This is a genomic window from Sporosarcina ureilytica (genome assembly GCF_001753205.1).
In the GTDB taxonomy this organism is placed as follows: domain Bacteria; phylum Bacillota; class Bacilli; order Bacillales_A; family Planococcaceae; genus Sporosarcina; species Sporosarcina ureilytica.
In genome coordinates, this window is record NZ_CP017560.1 from 2,252,301 (window position 1) to 2,273,098 (window position 20,798).

Sequence of the window (20,798 nt, forward strand, 5' to 3'; positions counted from 1 at the left end):
TATGAAATTGACTTAGCTCAATCTGATTTTGTCGTTTTCTGCGCTTCCCCGGGAAATATTTTTCTTAATAACCTCATTTCCCGCTTTAGGAAATCTCTTTCAGCTCGCGTACGAAATCGTTTTGTCAGGTCTAAATCCTTCTCAATAAAACGCATTGCTTTTCTTGTCACTTCTAATGCCATTTCTAAATTTTTCAATTTATGTTCCTGTAACTTCGCCAATTCTTCAAACGCAATGATTCTTTCTCTGCCGTCTAACTGCTTTGCTGCAATGTTGAAAGATTGCACAGCTTTATCGTATGCGTCATTCCTTTTTAAAATGAACCCATAATGATAATGTGACAACGCATGGTCCGAGCCATATTTTTCAATAACGTTTTTAAAGAAGTGTGCGCTATCGTCATAATGTTTCAAATCGGAAAACCATTTGCCGATATTCGTATGTGTGATCGCCGTCTCGGGGTTCGTCGTCTCCAAGATTAAATTCGTTGCACGAATATAAAGTGTCACAAGAGATAGTATATCCCATTCATTATGTTGAAGCACCTTCATTAACGTTTCTGCTTGCCCACTTTTCACCGCATCTTGATAAATAATCGGGGCTAAATGGCCCGGGATATCTCCTTCCCGGTAAAAGTGCAGTTGTTTTTCTTCAATAGACGTAAGTTTAAATGTATCTAACTCAGTTTTCCATACACGTCTAGCCCCGTGAAGTAAATCAATTTGATGATGGGTTAACAACTTGGGGAGTTTTTCGCGATTCATCGTCCACCTAGTTTCTACTTGGGGGATATCAAAGCTTTTACCATTATACGTAATAAGCGTCATTTCTTCTTTCCATAACTTTGAGGCATATAAAAAAGCCGCTTCATGATCGGGTCCTGGTAGAACGTATTGCGTCATCCGAAAGCCATTCTCCACTTGCTCCATGAATCCAAGCAAAAAAATAAGCGTTCCCGCCCCTTTTAGCCCTGTTGTTTCTGTATCGAAAAAAACGAGCTTATTTGTGCTTTTTGGGGCTAACGGATGTTCACGATCAAAACGTTTCCACTTTTCTAGCGTTGACTGAAGGTCACCTATTTTTTTATTTCCGTGGCAATAAGTTTTGTCATATTCTACAACACGTTTATAAACAACCCCAAACTGATTCTCTTCCTTTATTAATCCTGTCTTCAACCAATTCTTTTCGTAAGGTGGCGCAGGAGGAATTACCACGTCGCGTTTTGTTTTCTTTGTTGGCTTCGGTTTCTTAGTGAGCATTTTTCTCATTGCCATTAACTTCTGTTCATAGGACACGCCTTTCGCCCCCTGTTATTGCATATAGAAGTGAAATGACATCATTTTTTACGCTAATTTCACTTTCTTGCGCACCGATACAAACTGGACAACCGTGATCACACAGACAACTTTCTATATGCTCAGCAGCTTGTTCTAGTAATTCATGCCAGCGTTTATAGATTTTTTCACTTAAACCAATCCCGCCTGGATAACTGTCGTATATAAAAAAGGTTGGTTTTTGTGTATGCACAGCTTTAACTTGTGGCATCACATGAATATCCGACCGATCACATCTTACAAATAATGGAATAAACGATTGAATTGCATAAGCTGTTCCGGTCATCGCATCTGTTAACTTTGCTTCCGACCACCCTTCCGGAACATCAAAAGCATACCAAGTTCCTGTCGTATGTAATTCTACAGCAGGGAGCGATATAGGTCCTGACCCGATATTATCATGGGTTCCGAATCGTATTTTCTTAAAAATCGTGGTCATGGCTAGAACAGCTAAATCACCATAAGCAGTCGTATGCTGTTGGAATTGTGTCGCGTCATCTTCGTTCATTACTTTTACTTCAACCGCTAAATTTGCATCCGTGAAGTAATCTACGTCGACTTCCGTAACATAGGCTTTCTTTTCTTCCCAATCTAATTCCTCAACTTGATATTGTGTGCCTTGATGTATATAAATGGCTTCTTCATGGAGTAAAGTGAGCGCACTAAAGCGGTCCATTTCACCAATAACAGTTGTTTCTTTTGGTGTTGTTCTATCAATGATGACGACATTTTCTTGCGCTGCAGAACGAAGGCTTATATTGTTTGCAGGAAACTGGTCCGTCATCCAATGCCACTTCTCTGATGTTTGAATTAAAACCCCTTCACTTTCGAGAAACGCCAGTAATTGTTGCACTTCAAATTCCCCGTATGCCTCATCCATCGTAAAAGGTAATTCAAAGGATGCGCATTTCAAATGGTCCATGAGGATAAACATATTATCGGGATGAATTCTTGCTTCTTCTGGTGCTTGACCAAGAAGGTAATCAGGATGTTCGATAATATATTGATCGAGCGCAGTAGACTGTGCGACATAAATAATTAACGCTTCATCTTGTCGTCTCCCTGCCCGTCCTGCTTGTTGGAGTGCACTGGCAATATTTCCCGGATATCCCGTCATAATACAAGCTTGCAGTTGTCCGATATCAACGCCTAGTTCAAGTGCATTCGTACTGACAACTGTTTTAATGTTCCCTTCTCGTAAACCTTTTTCAATCTTTCTACGTTCGGAAGGTAGATACCCGCCTCTATACCCCATTACCGTCTCGTCAAACAATTTTTTCTTGGTCAACTCTTTCATATACGTGACGAGCATTTCTACTCTGACGCGACTTTTCGCAAAGACGATCGTTTGGACGCCTTCTCTGTAGAGCAATGAAGCGAGATCACGAACTTCGAGCGCTGCACTTCTTCGAACACCAAATGTCGGATGAACAATCGGTGGATTGTAAAAGATGAAATGTTTTTTCCCAGCAGGTGCCCCGTTATTTGAAATTAAGCGCATCTCTGTATTTGTCAATGATTCGGCTAGTTCAGCAGGATTCGCAATGGTTGCCGATGTACAAATAAAGACAGGGTCACTTCCATAATAGTTGCATATCCGCTTTAACCTTCGTAATACATGGGCCACATGACTGCCGAAAACACCTTTATAGGTATGCAGTTCATCGACGACGATATACTTTAAATTTTCAAATAAAGACACCCATTTTGTATGATGCGGCAATATCCCCGAATGGAGCATATCTGGATTTGTTAATACGATATGACCTGACTTTCTCACTTTCGTTCGGAGTCCTGGTGCAGTGTCTCCATCATACGTATAGCTTAAAATGGTTTCCTCACTCGCTTCAATGAATCCATGCAAATCCGCCAACTGATCTTGTGCAAGTGCTTTGGTAGGAAAAAGGTAAATCGCTCTCGAGGAGGAATCTTCCAAAATACTTTGTAAAACCGGTAAATGATAACAAAGTGATTTCCCTGACGCTGTTGGCGTAACGGCGGTAATCGATTGTCCATCATACGTCGCATCGAACGCCTCGCGTTGATGACTATAAAGCTGCTCAATTCCTTTTGAAGCTAACGCTTTACGGATAGATGGATGTAATACGTTTGGAAACTCGCTATAAGAAGCGGGCTTCTCCTCAATCGTTCTATGATGCATGACGTTTTTGGAAAAGTCCGGGTCCGTCCGCAACGTTTCTAATACCGTATGAATCGACGTCATTTTGCTTCTCCTTCCTCTTCCAATGCATCAATAAAAGTTTTCAACGTATATTCAGCAGACTGGATAGATTGTACAAATCGCATCAATCCCGTTTTTTTATAAAAGGATTGAACGATAAATTGTTTCATCCCATCAGTAAGTGTTTCAATTTGTACAGGATGGGTATATTTAGGTTTTGCTACTTTTATCCATTCATAGGATTCTTCTGCCCATTCATCTAATAAAGCATGATATTTATCTGCATAAGGTTTAACTTCATTAAAAAAATCTGGTTCTCTATCTTGTTCTCTCATGTCTGTATGCCGTTGTCGACACTCTGCACAGACAGTAAGTAGTATTTTACATTTTTCTATTAAACTCATCACACATCACCTTTCTGAGTCCTACTGTTATTTTAACAGATTCTAGGGTGGTTCACCAACAGTTAACGAACGTGCATTCCTCCAACTTTAAATTTTTCTTTACCATTTTGAAACTTTGTTGTTATTCGTCCGTCTAATGCTTATGGTATATTAGTACATGTGAGGTGATGGAGATGACAATACGTTATCCGAATGGGAAACGTTATAGCCCAGTTAGAGCGGCGACAGAGCGTCAAGCTGTGCACAATGATACGTATAGTAATCGAGGGAAAACCTTAGAGGATGAACTGAACGATTCCAATGAATACTATCTTAGTAGAAACATTGCTGTCATCCATAAAAAACCTATACCAATCCAAGTAGTCAATGTAAATTATCCATCTCGCAGTGCGGCAGTAATTACTGAAGCTTATTATCGGACACCGTCAACAACAGATTATAACGGCGTATGGAATGGAAAATATATTGACTTTGAGGCAAAAGAAACGAAAAGTAAGACATCTTTTCCACTTCAAAATATACATGCTCATCAAGTGGAACATATGAAACGTGTAAACGAACAACATGGCATTACATTTTTAATTATTCGTTTTTCATCACTAAATCGATACTTCATCGTTCCCTATGAAATGATGATGCAAAAGTGGACTAGAATGAAAGATGGCGGGAGAAAATCGATTCCACTTAAAGAATTGGAACAAGAAGCCATTGAAATTAACATCGGTTTTATGCCAACGATAGACTATTTGAAAGGCATCACTTCATTAATGAACAATGAAAAGTAAATGATTGAAAGGCAGGAAACAATATGAGCGATCAAATACATTCAAGAACAGAACGACGAAGGGCTCAACAACAAAACAACAAAAATCAAAAACCCAAAAACAAGAAAGGTTTAATCAAAAAAATCTTTTTAGCCCTCGTTGCGATTGGGTTTATCGGACTAATTAGTGGTTTAGGTTTATTTGCATTTTACGCGAGTTCAGCACCTAAACTAGACGAAGAATTACTTCGAGATCCATTATCATCAGAAATTTTATATGCGAATGGCGAACTCATGTATACAACAGGTGTGCAAAAACGAGAATACGTCAATTATGAAGATATTCCTAAACAAATGGAAGATGCCATTCTCGCTACAGAAGACGTACGTTTTTATAAGCACCATGGAATGGATTTTTATCGACTAGGTGGTGCTGTTCTCGCAAACTTTAAGAGAGGATTCGGTTCGGAAGGTGCAAGTACGTTATCACAACAGGTCATTAAGAACTCTTTCCTAACTCATGATAAAACATTAAAAAGAAAAGCGCAGGAAGCATGGCTAGCTTTTCAATTGGAAAGAAACTATGAAAAAGAAGAAATCTTTGAAATGTATTTCAATAAAATTTTAATGTCAGGTAACCAATATGGTTTTGGCACCGCTGCTGATTATTTTTACGGTAAAAAATTAGATGAACTAGAATTACATGAAGTTGCGATGCTTGCTGGACTTCCGCAAAGTCCAAACGGTCATAACCCTTATAAGAATCCGGAGCGCGCAGAAAAACGTAGAAATGTTGTTTTATCTTTAATGCATCAGCATAAAAAAATCACAAAAGCAGAAATGGAAGCTGCCCAAGCAATTGACGTAACTTCTACACTTCTTCCTGAAGAACATAGAGTTGCAAAAAGTAATTTTAAGTACCCTGTCCTGCTCGATGTTGTCTTTAATGAGCTTGAAGAGGCTGGACTTGGCGACATTGTCAATGATGGTGTACAAATTCACACGACATTTGATCCATCGGCACAACATATTGTTGAAGAAGCGATTAATAATCCAACTATTTACATCGATGATAAAATCCAATCAGCGATTACAGTACTAGACACAAAAACTGGCGGCATCGTAGCAGTAGGTGGCGGACGTAACTATACGACTGGATTAAACTTTGCTCGGCAAGAAAAACGTCAGCTCGGTTCTACGATTAAGCCGATTTTATCTTATGGTCCTGCGATTGAATATTTGAATTGGTCGACTGGACAGGTAATTAAAGATGAACCTTATAATTACAATGATGGTAAAAAGACTCCTGTTCGAAACGTAGATAGAAAATATATGGGACCAGTAACGATGCGCGAAGCACTTTATCATTCACGAAACGTACCAGCCGTCAAAACTTTTGAGGCCGTTGGACGTAGTGAAGCGACAAACTTTGCTGGAAAACTAGGCATCACATTGAATGACCATAATCCGTCAAACGCACTTGGAGGTACAAGAAATGAATTTTCAACAATAGACCTTGCCGGTGCCTACGCTGCATTTGGGAATAATGGCGTTTATACGGAACCCCATTCGATTACAAAAATTGTGATGCGGGACGGAAAAACTGAAAAAAATCTAAAACCTAAATCGACAGTAGCAATGAAAGAATCCACCGCCTATATGGTGACAGATATGCTAAGAGATGTCTTTACAAACGGAACTGGGAAGCATGCTAACATATCAGGATTAGATATTGCTGGAAAAACTGGTACAACAGACAATGCCGTTGACTCATGGTTTGCAGGTTATTCTACAAACTATACGATTGCAGCTTGGGGCGGATACCAGGACCGCACACCGATGAAACAAATGCAACAACAAAGATATATCCCGCAAGATTTATTTAGAACGGTCATGTCGGGAATCTCTGCAAATAAACAAACACCACGCTTCCAAAAGCCATCTTCTGTAGAAGAAGTCGAAGTCGTGTACCTTTCTGACCCATTAATGAAAGCAAGTCCAGCAGTTCCTGCAAGTATGAAACGAACAGAGTTATTCGTAAAAGGTTCTGTTCCAAAAGAAGTTGTAAAAGAAGAAGTATTATTAAAAGCACCATTTAATTTAAGTGCATCATTCGACGAAGGAAACAATTCCATCACGTTAGCATGGGAACATGAAAGTCCTGATTCAGAACTAATTGAAGGCGATGTCGAATTTATCATAAGTGCGAATATAGATGGCGGCGAACAAATAGAAGTAGCCAGAACAAATGAATTCGCCTTAGCATTCTCCGACGTCAATCGGGGTTCAACCTATACCTTTAGCGTCGTCGCTTCAGTTGGTGAGCTAAAGAGTGATGCCATCTCTACTACACTCAAAGTTGATGGTGAAGAGGAAGTAATTCCTGAAGAAGAACCCGAAGAAGAACCTGAAACCAATCCAGACGAAGAGAAAACACCACCTCAAGGAGATACCAATGGAGAGACACCAGACGAAGGTGGGAATCAAGGGAATAACGGAAATAATGATAACAGTGGCAACAATGGTAATAATGGAAGCCAAGGAAATACCGGAAATAACAATGAAGGACACCGGGAAGATGAGGGATCGGACACCGGCACTCCCCCGGACGATGAGAACGACAATGAACAACCTTAATTTATAATAAGGACCTATTAAAAAAGCTGCAATCTACGTGAGATTGCAGCTTTTTATTTAATAATATTTGAAGATCGCTGATTAACTTTTATTAGTCACGGATAGTCGAGCTGCTTTTTTTCTAGTCTCATCAAATAAAGCAGACAATTGCACAAAGGCATATCGGCTATGTATTTGTTTTTTAATAAATTCTAGTCGCTCAGTGCCGTTTAACGGAAGTAATATATACTCGTTTTTTCCTGTCTGATTATTTACTTCGGTTCCACCATACTCCAATAATTGGATATACTGTTGAATCGATTGTTCCATTTGTTCGACCCTAAGTGGTTCGTTTTCCTCATACATTTGTGCAATGGCTTCTTTCACATTGTCCCACGGTTCAAAATAAGTTTTAAGTAAGTCTTTAGAAAAGCGACTCATATCCTTATGCCCTCGCCTTCATCCGTTTTTTTCCTTCTCTACAAATCGATAACAATGGACAAACATCACAGCCAGGATTTTGCGCTTTACAATGATATCTTCCAAAGAAAATGATTTGATGATGAGTGTCTGTCCAATTGTCCTTTGGTGTCCATCGCATAATTTTCTCTTCTACGGCTAGCGGAGAATCTTTCCATCGATTCATTCCTAATCTTTTCGCTACCCTTTCAACATGGGTGTCAACAGCTAATGCGGGAATACCGAAAGCATTGGAGACAACGACATTCGCTGTCTTTCTACCTACGCCTGGAAAAGTCATTAATAAATCCCGATCTGCGGGCACCTCTCCACCGTATTCATCAATTAGCAATTGACTAAGCGCTTGAATGTTTTTTGATTTGTTGCGATATAATCCAATCGATCGGATATCGTTTTGTAATTCCTCGATTTCTACCGATACGTAGTCTTCCGGAGTTTTATATTTTTTAAACAACTCTGCGGTTACGCGGTTCACGAGTACATCCGTACATTGTGCAGAAAGAAGTGTTGCGATTAATAATTCAAAAGCGTTATCATGAACTAATTCGCAATGCGCATCAGGAAACATTTCCGCAAATTGATCGAGGCAAAATTCCCAATTCTTCTTCGTTAACATAAAATCCCCCTACTCTCGCTCTTCCAACCAATTATAAAAGGGTACTCTCTTTACCCTCACAGTTTTCTCTTGTTCTGATGGTCGGACACCAATCGTCCTAAATTTTTTAGCTTGACGTTCAACATCCGCCATTGACTTAACGTTTTTCTTTTTCCATTCAAATAAAATACGGTCAATGTAACGAAGGCTCACTTTTTGGGCGATCACTGCTTCTCTAAGTGCTGCGCGGATAATTTCTGTGGAGTGTCCGTCTTCATCGAGCCACATCGAAATTGATTCGGATTCCATAGGAGATAAAAAGCGACCGAATTCCTGTTCAAATAACTTGAATAACTCGCCTTCCTCAATTTTATCTTCCTGTTCTTCCTCTTCTTCTTTCACAAGGATTTTCTGATCCGTTAAACGATTCCATAGAGACGATAGAGAAAACACTTCATGTAGCACACCTTGCTCATCACGACTTTGCACAATTTGAAGAAAACCATGTTGCATCAGTCTTTGTAAAATGACTGTTACTTCATTTTCTGTTAAATGCATTCGATTTGCGAAGTCTTTAGGCGTAGGAAATTGATTTCCCTCAGCTCGGAAAGCTGTCATTTGCATGATTAGCATCGCATCTACGTCTTCTATATGAAGTTGTTTATAATTGCGAAAAAAGAGCTGCGATATATTGACACTTCCCTGCTCAATCCAGAGATGGAGTCTTTCGTCTTGTTGCATGTCCAAACACCCTTCTATATACATCAATAAAATCGGTGAAAAATTTTTTCACCGATTTTATTATGGTTTCTATTTAAATTATGGATACAATCTATTTAATAAACGTGGGAATGGATTTGTTTCGCGAACGTGTTCTACGCCTGAAATCCAAGCGACTGTACGTTCAAGTCCAAGCCCAAATCCTGAATGTGGGACTGCCCCGTATTTAGATAAATCGAGGTACCATTTGTATGCTTCTTCATCTAGATTATGTTCTTTAATACGTTGTTTCATTAGTTCATAATCATAAATTCGTTCTGAACCACCAATAATTTCACCGTATCCTTCAGGTGCGATTAGATCAGCACATAATACGACATCGTCTCGGTCTGGATGTGGCTGCATGTAGAACGGTTTAATGCCAATTGGATAATGTGTAATAAACACAGGCATATCGTAACTTTCTGCGATTGCAGTTTCATGAGGTGCACCGAAATCATCGCCCCACTGAATATCATCAAAACCTTTTTCATGTAAAAACTCAATTGCATCGTCATAAGAAATGCGTGGGAATGGCGCTTGAATTTTTTCGAGTTTCGATACATCACGGCCAAGTCTTTCTAGTTCTAATGAACAGTTTTCTAGGACAGATTGAACGATATGTGTCACAAATTGTTCTTGTACTTCTAAGCTTTCCGCGTGTTCGACGAAAGCCATTTCAGGCTCAATCATCCAAAACTCAATTAAATGACGACGTGTGCTTGATTTCTCCGCACGGAAAGTGGGTCCAAATGAAAATACTTTCCCTAATGCCATTGCGGCAGCTTCCATATACAACTGACCGGATTGTGATAAATAGGCTTTTTCATCAAAGTAATTCGTTTCAAATAAATCAGATGTACCTTCAGGTGAAGAACCTGTTAAAATTGGTGGATCAACTTTGACGAAACCATTCATATGGAAAAATTCATATGTTGCACGGATAATTTCATCGCGAACTTTCATGACTGCATGTTGCTTACGTGAACGTAACCAAAGATGACGATTGTCCATTAAGAATTCTGTCCCGTGATTTTTGGGTGTAATTGGATAATCTACAGCTTCTCTAATAATCTCGACGTCACTTACTTGTAATTCATAGCCAAATGATGACCTTTCATCGACTACAACTTCTCCAGTGATATACAGTGAACTTTCCTGTGAGATTCCTCTTGCTGTTTTGAAAATGTCTTCCCCAACTACTTCTTTTACAACGACGCCTTGGACAAAACCAGAACCGTCACGTAATTGTAAAAATGCAATTTTACCACTTGAACGTTTATTCGCAAGCCATGCGCCGATACGCACTGTTTCTCCGACATGGTCTGCCATTTCATGAATCATAATTGTTTTCATAATAACCTCCGAAATTGATACTTCTTGAACTTTTTACTCTTTCCAATTTTCCTTAACAAATTGATGAATGCGGCGAATTGCTTCTTCAATTAACTCAATAGATGTTGCGTAGGATAACCGAATCGTATTTGGTGCTCCGAATCCTGAGCCAGGAATAATCGCGACATTCGCTTCAGTTAATAGCGCTGCGGCAAAATCATCTACACTTGCAAAGCCCGTTTTCTCCAGTGCTTCAGTGACATCTGGTAACAAGTAGAACGCGCCTTGTGGTTTTAATACATGAAAACCTGGTATCTCCGCCAGTTGTGGATGAACTTTATCTAGTCGGGCTTCGAAATCTTTACGCATCTCTTCCACTGTATCCTGTGGACCGTTATACGCTTCAAGCGCGGCATATTGCGCTGTTGTCGTTGGATTCGATGTTGAATGGCTTGCAAGATTCGTCATCGCCTTAACGATTTCAGCATCTCCAGCAACATACCCGATTCTCCAACCTGTCATAGAATGCGATTTTGATACACCGTTAATAATTAATGTACGTTTTTTCGCATCCTCCGATAATTGTGCAGGTGAAATATGTTCTTGTCCATCGTAAATTAGTTTTTCATAAATTTCATCTGATACGATTAAAATATCTTTCTCTTTACACACTTGAACGATACTTTCAAGTTCTTCTGCCGTATAAATCATGCCAGTTGGATTGCCTGGTGAGTTGATGATAATGGCTTTTGTTTTATCTGTCACAGCATTTTCAATCTGTTCTGCTGTTACTTTGAAATTCGCTGCAGTCGTTCCTTCAATATGCACAGGAACGCCACCTGCTAATTTCACTTGTTCAGGGTAACTCACCCAATAAGGTGTTGGAATAATCACTTCATCGCCTGGGTTTAAAATCACTTGGAAAAGTGTATATAATACATGTTTTGCCCCAACGCCAATCATCACTTCTTCACGCGCATATGTAAGCCCTTGGTCTCTTTCCAATTTGGCAATGACTGCATCTTTCAATTCAATTAAACCACCAGAAGGCGTATATTTCGTTTTACCATCTTTCATTGAATCGATGGCAGCAGATAAGATGTTTTCTGGTGTGTTAAAGTCAGGTTCACCCGCGCCAAGACCAATGATATCGATTCCTGACTCTCTCATTTCCTTTGCCTTTGCCGTAATAGCTAAAGTTGTTGAAGGCGTTAATGTATTTACTCTAGATGCTAAGCGATTGTTCAATTCCATCTCTCCCCCTATAAATTTAAAATTCTTTTTGACCATTCTCCATCCTTAAATAGGATGTATACATAATTCAATTTACCACTTTCATTTTTAAAGGCAACTTCCCAAATCGGTTCGTTCTCCTCAGTACCTAATAGGACATGTAAAACTTTAGCTACCTTGTGCTCTTGTAATACAGTTTGGAGCGCTGTTTCTTTGGAGACGCCATCCGCTAATTTAACTTCTTGAAACTTTCTTTCTTCTCGTTCATTCACAAAAACTGCCACTTTTTCGCCGTCTGGATTCACCCCGAATACGGTGACCAATGCGTCTGTTCCATTATACGGTTGGACGGCGTCGACTGTCATAATTTGCCCTGAACGGATGGCTGCTTCTGCTGCTGTATCTTTTACAGTAGCGATTGGTTTATTCGCATTGTAAAAAACTGTGATGACAATAACCGTCACTAATGCGAACAGGAAGGCCGAAATAAATTTAACCCAATTTAACATGTTTGCTCACGTCCCAGGATTCTTCTAACATTTTTTTTACTTACCTTTATTATAGCAATTTTCGAGTTCATTCACCATTACTTCAAGCGTTACTTTTTTCACATGGACATTTGGCAAAGCATCAATAAAGTATTTCCCGTATGATTTTGTCTCAATTCTTCTATCCAAAATAATAAACGCACCTTTGTCAGACGACGAGCGAATAAGCCTTCCAAATCCTTGGCGCATACGCATGACGGCTTCCGGCAACGCATACTCCGTAAAAGGATTCTTTCCTTCGGCTGTTAATTTCTCCGCATGCGCTTTAAAGATAGGATCTTCTGGTGAAGTAAAAGGTAAACGAACAACAATCACTGCTGACAGTGCGTCCCCTGGAACGTCCACACCTTCCCAGAAACTGCTCGTTCCAAATAAAACTGACTGGTTAAACTGATGAAATGATTTTAATAATTTCATCCGGCTGCCGCCCGTAATACCTTGTGCAAAAAGCGCATATTCTTCCAATTGTTCACTATCAATAATCAGATCATATGTTTTCTTCATCATATCTTTTGATGTGAAGAGTACAAATAATCTTCCCCCCGTTGCCATTGTTGTTTGAATCACCGCATTCGCAACCTCTTCAATATAATCCGATTGCGAAACTTGTTGAATAGCAGGCATATTGTTCACAAGATACATTTCTGCTCCATCGTAAAAATGGGTTGGTGCGTCAAACACTTCAATTGGGACTGTTTCATCCAAACCTAATTGCGTTGGAATATATCTCGTTCTATGACCAATGGCTAGCGTCCCTGAAGTCCATACAATACCCGTGCGATTTATTTTTAGACGCTCCGTAAATTTTTGTATAGTGGCAGAACTGTCAAGTGGATGTCGAATGGCCATTAAACTACTTGGTAAACTCCGTTGATCTCTTTCAATCCAAATGGCAAATTTTTGTTTGTTATTATCTAAAAAGAGCTCTACCCATTCACCTGCTTTAATTTTAAGTTCTCTTAGCCAATAGGACCATTCCGCAATTAATGCACGCTCGCTTTTTGACATATTCACTGTATGAATGGCAAATCGCCTTTCAATTTTTTCAGCAATGTCGAGATAATTGAACATGACTGTAGATACTTTCTCATATTGCTTTTGCATATTCTGTAGTTCATGGAGTGCATAAGTATTTCGATGGCCTACTTGTTTTTTAATCGTTTCCGGAACGAAATAGGCCAATTGACTTGTCACTTCATCGAACGCAGTTGAAAACTGTTCAAACGAAGTTGCAATCTGTTCCATTGCGGGAATGGACACGCCTAACCGGTTAGCTAATGCCACGATTTCTGAAAGCAATTGTCCATCGGCAGTTGAAGCAAGTTGCCCCATAATATATTTCCACGTTGTATATGAAAAGACAGTTTCACTAAGTCTTGCGGCAGTTTGAACGAGTTGATGCGCTTCATCTACAACTAAACCAGCAATTTGATCAAAAATCGGCTCCGTTCGATTGATATCTGACAACAACATCGCATGATTCGTAATAATAAAATTTGAATGTTTGCATGCCTGTAAATGCTGCATATAATAATCAACTTCACGCTCTTCATTTGACACGCTAACCGAACGGTTTCTAATTCGGTCGATAAATAATTGACCTCCGCCGGAAACGTTTAATTCGCCTAGATCGCCGGTAGTTGTTTCCGTTAACCATACAAGAATTTGCATGATTGAAAATGTCTCATCGTAAGATTGATCTGTTAGCGTAAGTAACTCCTCGAACTTCCCGAGAGAAATATAATGATTTCTCCCTTTAAGCACAGTCGCTTTTAGTGTGATGTTCAGCATGTTAGAGATTTTCTCCAATTCACTCACAACAATTTTGTCGACTAAATAATTGGTGTATGTGCTAATGACGACTGGCTTGCCTTGTTCAATAGATTGAAATGCGGCTGGTAATAAATAAGCGATTGTTTTACCAATCCCTGTCGGTACCTCCGCTGCAACTTCTGATGTCTCCGTCAATGTTCGCCAAACGGTATCCATAAAGGAAAATTGGGAAGATCTTTTTTCAAAGTTTGGAAAAGCCTCTTTGAATAACTTGGTTTTCTGTACCTCTTGTGTAGGATAGGAACCATCCCCATATTGTCCACTTGATGTTGGCGTTACAGGTTTAAAAGGTATTCCGCGGAACTTTGAATATTGAATGCGTTGACGTTTGCCACGGACATTTTTTAATACGGTATAAAAAAGACTTGCTAAATCGGATTTAAGCTTAAACGACCTTTTATGAAGTAATTCCAATGTTTCTAACGGGAGCGTATGTAATTTTTCATAACATTGGAGCAGGAGCTCGCTCGTAGCTTCTGCATCGTCATCCGCCCGATGTGCAGACGGCAACTGAATACCTAGTTCTTCTGCAATGTCTTGCAACCTATAACTAGCAAGCGACGGAAAGACTATTTTGGTCAATTCTACAGTATCAATTTGTCTCCCCGACCATTTGCCCACTTGGCAACGTTTAAATTCACTTTGTAAGAAAGGCAGATCAAATGCTGTGTTGTGCGCAACAAAAACAGTCCCTTCCAATAAGCCCCTTACTTCCTCAGCAATCTCTTCAAAAGTAGGTGCACCTTCTACATCCTCATCATTTATATTCGTTAATTCTCGAATAAATGGCGGGATTTTTTGGCAAGGATTTACAAAGCGCATATATCTTTGCTCAATTTTTCCGTTTTTTATAAGAACGATTGCGATTTGAATAATTCGATCTCCCTTAGCAGAAGAGTGTCCCGTTGTTTCCAAATCGACAACCGCATAAGTTTTTGTGTCCATTCAATCATCAACTTCCTGTAATCAATGCTAATCGAAATTATATCATATTGAAGTCGATAATTCGGTTATTTTAACCATTTCTAAGAAAGAAAACCCGTAAAAGATGGCTTACATCTTGTACGGGCGGTATTGAAAGATTAAATACGCATACTAGGGGCTTCTTTTATCATTTGTTGAATTTGGTTTTGCTCATCTAAAATCAACACAGTCGGTTCGTGACTTTCCGCTTCTGTTTCCGTCACATAAACGTATGACAAAATAATCACAATGTCGCCTTTTTGAACGAGTCTAGCTGCAGCCCCGTTGACACAAATGACGCCACTTCCCCGCTCACCTGCAATAATATACGTTTCAAAACGTGCACCGTTATGATTATTGACGACATGCACTTTTTCATTCGGATACATATTAGCTGCTTCTAGCAAGTCAGCGTCAATTGTAATACTGCCTACATAATTCAAATCTGCCTCTGTAACAGTTGCTCGGTGTAATTTGCTATTCATCATCATTCTGAACATGGCAATTCATCCTTTAATTTCACGATTACGTTATCTATTAATCTAGCTTTTTCAAATGTCACTGCACAAGCTAAGATGGCTTCTTCTGAATCAACAGTCAATGGTTGGAGCGATGGATAAGCGAGCAATGCTACATAGTCGATAGCCCCTGAAGTTTTATTTTCAATTAACTGTGCAACTTCATGTTCAACGACACTTGTTTCTTTACCTTGTTCTAAATACTTTTTTCCAAGCTGCAACGCTTCGTAAAGCACAGGGGCCTCCGAACGTTCTTTAGGTGAGAGTCGAACATTTCTGGAACTCATTGCCAAGCCATCCTTTTCCCTCACAGTAGGCACACGTTCAATGGTCGTTCTGAAATTGAAATCTTCCACAAACGTTTCAATGATCGCCAGTTGTTGCGCATCTTTCTTCCCGAAATAGGAACGGTCTGGGTCGACAATATTAAATAATTTCAATATGACTTTCAAAACACCATCAAAATGGCCGGATCGTGATGCACCGCAAAGTACTTCCGCTTGAGCCCCCGGTAAAATTTGAATCTCTCCTATCCTCGGATACATCTCGTCTTTATCTGGCATAAAAACAATATCAACACCAGCTTCTGCTGCTAATGCGACATCTCTTTGTTCATTTCTCGGATAAGTTGCATAATCTTCATTAGGACCAAATTGTGTCGGGTTCACAAATATACTCATCACAACAATATCGTTCTCTTCCCTAGCCTTTTTAACGAGTGCTAGGTGACCTTCATGTAAAAAGCCCATCGTTGGTACAAACCCTACCGTTCGATGTTGCCGCACTTGTCGATTTAAAAGCTTTCGCAATTGCTCAATAGAATTAACGATTTTCATATGCATTCATTCACCTTTTCCGCTGCCATACAATGTCACGAGTTCTTCTTCTTTCATTGTAAAACGATGTTGCTCCGCGGGGAAGGAACCATTCTTAACCTCTTCCACATAAGCAGTTAACCCGTCGTGTATCGTTCTGCCGGCATCGGAAAATTTCTTTACAAATTTAGGGATGTGGTGATTTCCAAATTGGACTGTGTCATGGAATACAAGTACTTGTCCGTCTGTTTCTGCGCCTGCGCCAATGCCTATTACTGGAATCGTAAGTGCCTCAGATACTTTTTTCGCTAGCTGATAAGGTACACATTCTACAACCACCATACAAGCACCCGCTCGCTCCGCCGCCAATGCATCGCTTATTAATTGTTCCGCGGCTTCCGCCGTTTTACCTTGGACTTTATAGCCACCAAGTACACCTGCATGTTGCGGTAACAAACCTAAGTGAGCAACGACAGGGATACCAGTATCCGTTAACATGCCAATCACGTGTATCACTTCTCCTGAACCTTCAAGCTTTAATGCATTTGCACCAGTTTCTTGAAAAATTCGCACCGCGTCTTGTAATGTTCTGTCATAAGAACCGTGATAAGAACCAAAAGGCATATCAACGACAACGAATGTGTCTTTCGCGCCTCTTCTTACAGCTTTACCGTGATGAATCATATCGTTCACTGTCACCGGTACTGTTGAGTCATAGCCTAGTACAACCATGCCTAATGAATCGCCAACTAAAATCACATCAACCCCTGAATCTTCTGCAAACTTAGCCGTTGGGTAATCGTAAGCCGTCAGCATGACAACTTTTTCACCGTCTTTTTTCATGTTTAAGAAATCTGCTGTTGTTTTCATTTTTTTCTCCTCTCCGGGAAAAAACCATGAGAAAAGCGCTAGGCGCCCGAAGCTAGACATATAAAAAACCTTCTGTCTAAAAATGGACAGAAGGATTGCGTCATCACTTTAAAATGGTTTCCTCCGTCCCTGTCTTATTTAAAGATCAAGGCAGATCATGTTTGAACGAACTATTTGATTAACATTTTTTCTGTTGGTGCAGTTCGAATATGATACCGCCCTACAAGTTTACTATATCAAATTCTACACAAAAAGTATACACACTATTTCCTGAATTCAATATCCCCCGAATAAACCCCAAAGATGGTTCCATCATCTTGCTTTAATTCGAGCATACCTTCCTCGGTAATTCCAATCGCTAAGCCTTCAACAGTTTGATTCACCATCGTTGCACGTATTCTTCGTCCAATTGTATTTGAATAACTTTCCCATAGTAATTTAATTGGACTAAATCCATGCGCTTCATAAAGCTTCGTATATTCTTCTAAATATTTTAACGTAGTTGCAATGAGTTCTGCACGATTGATTGTTTTTCCGAGTTCAATTTTCAAGGAAGTAGCAATTGACATTAATTCTTCTGGAAATTCATCGATGCTTTGATTCACATTGATCCCAATGCCTAGAATGATAGATTTTATTAAGTCTGGGTCCGCTTGCAATTCCGTTAAAATGCCCGTTACCTTTTTTTCATTAATCAATAAATCGTTCGGCCATTTAATTTGGGGCGTTAAGCCTGTTACTTCTTCAATCGCTCTTGTAATTGCTACAGCTGCTACTAACGTCATTTGCGGGGCCTGTTGTGGGGTTAAGTGCGGTCTTGTAATGACGCTCATCCAAATGCCTTTGTAAGCTTTTGAATCCCAAGGCCGTGCCATTCTCCCTTTACCGGTTAGCTGTTCTTCAGCAACAACAACTGTCCCGTCCTGTGCGCCTTCCTGTGCTAACTCATGCGCAATAAACTGCGTGGAATCACAAGACTCAAAATACCGTATCTCTTGGCCAAATGCTTCGGTCGTTAAATATTTTTTTATGTTGGCTTCATTTATCCTGTCAGGCGTTGAAATTAAATAATATCCTCTTTTACGGACTGTTCCAATCTCATATCCTTCTTGTTCTAAATCTTTCACATATTTCCAGATCGCGGTACGGGAAACGCCAAATTCATCGGCAAGATCTTGTCCAGAAACCGGCTCTCCGTTTGCGTCAAATAATCTTTTTAACAACTCACTCTTTGCTGTTGAAGTCATTCATAAACCATTCCCTTATTTTATTCGGATCATTAACACATCGACCATGTAAGACTGCGGCTTCGATTTTTTTCATCCATTCTCCAGTCCAACGACCGCCTTTAACGTCCGCCCAATTCATCAAATCTCTACCATTTACGCTCAAGTCTCTTGGCGATTGAATCGCTAACTTGTTTTTTTCTTTTTCAAACTGCGGAAAAGGTGCGAATCCTTCATCCATAGAAATTGAACGGTAAAACTTTTCTGCAGCTTCCAAAACAGGTACGTCGAATAAATAAATCTCATCCATGGCAAATGGATGCTCTTTCCGTATGGTGTACGCAGTCTCTACTGCCGCTATAAATCTTTTCTCATCATTTGATAATTTATAAGCCCCGCCTAATGTTGAAGCTGAATACTCGCCAGCTACAAGTAAATAAGCCCACCCTTCATTCGCTGAAGCAAACGGAAGCGCATGTTCCAATCCCCTCGTTTCTTTAGGAAATAACGGAAGCGCCTGACTAAGCTTGGTTTCTGTAAACAATTTAAATGCAGCCAATGGATTGGTCCCTAAAAATAATCTGTCCATCTCAATTTTGATTCGTTCTACAGAAACATTTCCTAGCCGTTCTGCTTGGTTACGAATTGCCTCGAATGTAGCAGGGTCAAGGGTAAAATCTAATACTGATGCAAAACGTAGTGCCCTCATCATACGTAATGCATCTTCATGAAACCGTTCTTCTGGCACACCAACCGCACGGATTATTTTATGCTTTAAGTCTTCTTGACCGTTAAATAAATCAATCAATTGACCGTCTTTCGTCATTGCCAGTGCATTAAATGTAAAATCTCTACGTAGCAAATCTTCGTGTAATGTTTTAACGAATTGAACTTCATCGGGCCTTCTCGCATCTGAATAGGTCCCTTCTGTTCGAAAAGTCGTCACTTCAATTGGTTCATGATTCAGCAAAACTAAAACGGTCCCATGTGCAATGCCTACATCTATCGTATTTGAAAAAATCGCCTTCACTTCATTCGGTTCTGCTGAAGTCGCAATGTCGATATCAGTTGCTCGTTTACCGAGTAAATAATCACGCACCGCTCCTCCAACAAATACAGCTTCATGCCCGTGTTGTTCAAGTTTTTCTAGAACTAGATAACTTGCCGGTGTCCCAAATGGCTGAATCATGCTTTACCCGCCGCCTCATAGTATAACTGCTCATATTGCTCTAAAATTTTAGCTGAATGGAATTTCTCCTCAACAGTTTGGAAGCCATTTTCAATAAAACGCTGTCTCAAGCTTTCATCTTGTAACAATTGGACAGCTTTATCGGCTGCCGCTGAAATGTCACCAAGATTAACAAGAAACCCATTGACGCCGTCTGTAACGACTTCTGGAATCCCATCAATATTTGTAGCAACTGAAGGAACGCCACAAGCAAGTGCTTCAAGTAGCACAAGGCCAAAAGCTTCTTTTTCCGATAAATGAAACATCATATCACTGATTGCTAGTAATTCCGCCATATCATTTCTTTTTCCAGTAAAAAGAACATGGTTTTCTAAATCAAGTTCACGAACTAACGCTCTAATCGAATCCATTTCAGGACCTTCTCCAATAAGAAGAAGTTTCGCATTGACCTCTTGTAAAACAAGTTGAAAACTTTTTACAACGTCAGGTATATTTTTCACTTCTCTAAAGTTAGATATATGGATGAGAACTTTTTCATCTTCTCGTATGCCAAGTTCATTTTTTAACGTTCCTGGTTCAAGTGGTCGATACGTTTCCTCATCGATAAAATTATAAATGGTACGAATTTCTTTGTTCGGGTTAATCAATTTTATTGTGTCTTGTTTTAATGAGTTAGACACGGCTGTGACAATACTAGATTTATTAATGCCGTACTGGACTGTATTGCGAAGTCCTTCATCATGACCTAATACAGTCACATCTGTTCCATGAAGGGTTGTGATTACACCGATATCAGATTCAGCCATATCTTTCCCAAGCGCTGCGGCCACGGCATGTGGCATTGCATAATGTACATGCAACAAGTCAAGCTGTTCGGATTCAATTACTTGCGCAATCCGATTTGCAAGCGCAATATCATAAGGCGGGTATTTAAAAACGGCATACCCTTCAAGCGTCACTTCATGAAAATGAACATTTTCATGCCGCCCTAATAATCGAAAAGGTACACTCGATGAAATATAATGTAACTCATGGCCTCTTTTCGCCATCATTAATCCTAATTCTGTTGCAACAACACCCGAACCACCTAATGAAGGGTAGCAGATGACACCTATTTTCAATTTTTCCAACATAA

General features: G+C 39.8%; 18 protein-coding genes. 2 read left to right on the plus strand and 16 right to left on the minus strand.

Annotation, left to right across the window (positions count from 1 at the left end):
- Positions 1-17 precede the first annotated feature (17 nt).
- Genes BI350_RS11145 through BI350_RS11155 form a run of 3 tightly spaced genes read right to left on the minus strand, consistent with a single transcriptional unit; the run spans position 18 to position 3,920 of the window.
- On the minus strand, positions 18-1,295 hold the full coding sequence (locus BI350_RS11145) for a ribonuclease H-like domain-containing protein (RefSeq protein WP_075528180.1): 1,278 nt from the start codon (positions 1,293-1,295) through the stop codon (positions 18-20).
- Complete coding sequence (locus tag BI350_RS11150) at positions 1,285-3,558, minus strand: DEAD/DEAH box helicase (RefSeq protein ID WP_075528181.1); 2,274 nt, start codon at positions 3,556-3,558, stop codon at positions 1,285-1,287. The genes BI350_RS11145 and BI350_RS11150 overlap by 11 nt, the downstream gene beginning before the upstream one ends.
- Complete coding sequence (locus BI350_RS11155; RefSeq protein ID WP_075528182.1) at positions 3,555-3,920, minus strand: YppE family protein; 366 nt, start codon at positions 3,918-3,920, stop codon at positions 3,555-3,557. The genes BI350_RS11150 and BI350_RS11155 overlap by 4 nt, the downstream gene beginning before the upstream one ends.
- A gap of 173 nt (positions 3,921-4,093) precedes the next feature.
- Between BI350_RS11155 and recU the strand changes: the two genes are divergently transcribed.
- Both recU and BI350_RS11165 read left to right on the plus strand, forming a co-directional pair.
- On the plus strand, positions 4,094-4,705 hold the full coding sequence (recU, locus tag BI350_RS11160; RefSeq protein ID WP_075528183.1) for a Holliday junction resolvase RecU: 612 nt from the start codon (positions 4,094-4,096) through the stop codon (positions 4,703-4,705).
- A gap of 23 nt (positions 4,706-4,728) precedes the next feature.
- Positions 4,729-7,320 (plus strand): penicillin-binding protein 1A, encoded by a 2,592-nt coding sequence (locus BI350_RS11165; protein ID WP_075528184.1) that lies wholly within the window; start codon positions 4,729-4,731, stop codon positions 7,318-7,320.
- Positions 7,321-7,401: 81 nt separating this feature from the next.
- Here BI350_RS11165 and BI350_RS11170 read toward each other — a convergent pair whose 3' ends face one another.
- From BI350_RS11170 to bshA, 13 genes are all read right to left on the minus strand, one after another.
- Positions 7,402-7,740: a YpoC family protein gene (locus BI350_RS11170; protein ID WP_075528185.1), complete on the minus strand. Its 339-nt coding sequence runs from the start codon at positions 7,738-7,740 to the stop codon at positions 7,402-7,404.
- Positions 7,741-7,744: 4 nt separating this feature from the next.
- A complete protein-coding gene (nth, locus tag BI350_RS11175) occupies positions 7,745-8,395 on the minus strand; it encodes an endonuclease III (protein ID WP_075528186.1) in 651 nt (216 codons plus the stop codon).
- Positions 8,396-8,404: 9 nt separating this feature from the next.
- Positions 8,405-9,115 carry a DnaD domain-containing protein gene (locus tag BI350_RS11180; protein ID WP_075528187.1) on the minus strand — a complete coding sequence of 237 codons (711 nt, stop codon included), beginning with the start codon at positions 9,113-9,115 and terminating at the stop codon, positions 8,405-8,407.
- Between the two features lie 78 nt (positions 9,116-9,193).
- The gene (gene asnS, locus BI350_RS11185; RefSeq protein WP_075528188.1) at positions 9,194-10,489 is read right to left on the minus strand and encodes an asparagine--tRNA ligase; all 1,296 of its coding nucleotides are present in this window, start codon (positions 10,487-10,489) and stop codon (positions 9,194-9,196) included.
- Between the two features lie 33 nt (positions 10,490-10,522).
- On the minus strand, positions 10,523-11,716 hold the full coding sequence (locus BI350_RS11190; RefSeq protein ID WP_281181723.1) for a pyridoxal phosphate-dependent aminotransferase: 1,194 nt from the start codon (positions 11,714-11,716) through the stop codon (positions 10,523-10,525).
- Positions 11,717-11,730: 14 nt separating this feature from the next.
- Entirely contained in the window at positions 11,731-12,210 is a 480-nt protein-coding gene (locus BI350_RS11195) for a cell wall elongation regulator TseB-like domain-containing protein (RefSeq protein ID WP_075528189.1), read from the minus strand.
- Between the two features lie 36 nt (positions 12,211-12,246).
- Entirely contained in the window at positions 12,247-15,027 is a 2,781-nt protein-coding gene (gene dinG, locus BI350_RS11200; RefSeq protein WP_075528190.1) for an ATP-dependent DNA helicase DinG, read from the minus strand.
- 137 nt (positions 15,028-15,164) lie between these two features.
- A complete protein-coding gene (gene panD, locus BI350_RS11205) occupies positions 15,165-15,545 on the minus strand; it encodes an aspartate 1-decarboxylase (protein WP_075528191.1) in 381 nt (126 codons plus the stop codon).
- A complete protein-coding gene (panC, locus tag BI350_RS11210; protein WP_075529349.1) occupies positions 15,533-16,399 on the minus strand; it encodes a pantoate--beta-alanine ligase in 867 nt (288 codons plus the stop codon). Before panC ends, panD begins: the two co-directional genes overlap by 13 nt.
- Before the next feature lie 6 nt (positions 16,400-16,405).
- A complete protein-coding gene (gene panB, locus BI350_RS11215; RefSeq protein WP_075529350.1) occupies positions 16,406-17,248 on the minus strand; it encodes a 3-methyl-2-oxobutanoate hydroxymethyltransferase in 843 nt (280 codons plus the stop codon).
- A 263-nt stretch (positions 17,249-17,511) separates the two neighbouring features.
- Positions 17,512-18,495, minus strand: a complete 984-nt coding sequence (locus BI350_RS11220) for a biotin--[acetyl-CoA-carboxylase] ligase (RefSeq protein ID WP_075528192.1) — start codon at positions 18,493-18,495, stop codon at positions 17,512-17,514.
- Positions 18,473-19,663, minus strand: a complete 1,191-nt coding sequence (locus BI350_RS11225; protein WP_082295058.1) for a CCA tRNA nucleotidyltransferase — start codon at positions 19,661-19,663, stop codon at positions 18,473-18,475. Before BI350_RS11225 ends, BI350_RS11220 begins: the two co-directional genes overlap by 23 nt.
- Positions 19,660-20,796 (minus strand): N-acetyl-alpha-D-glucosaminyl L-malate synthase BshA, encoded by a 1,137-nt coding sequence (gene bshA / locus BI350_RS11230; RefSeq protein WP_075528193.1) that lies wholly within the window; start codon positions 20,794-20,796, stop codon positions 19,660-19,662. The genes BI350_RS11225 and bshA overlap by 4 nt, the downstream gene beginning before the upstream one ends.
- Positions 20,797-20,798: the final 2 nt, after the last annotated feature.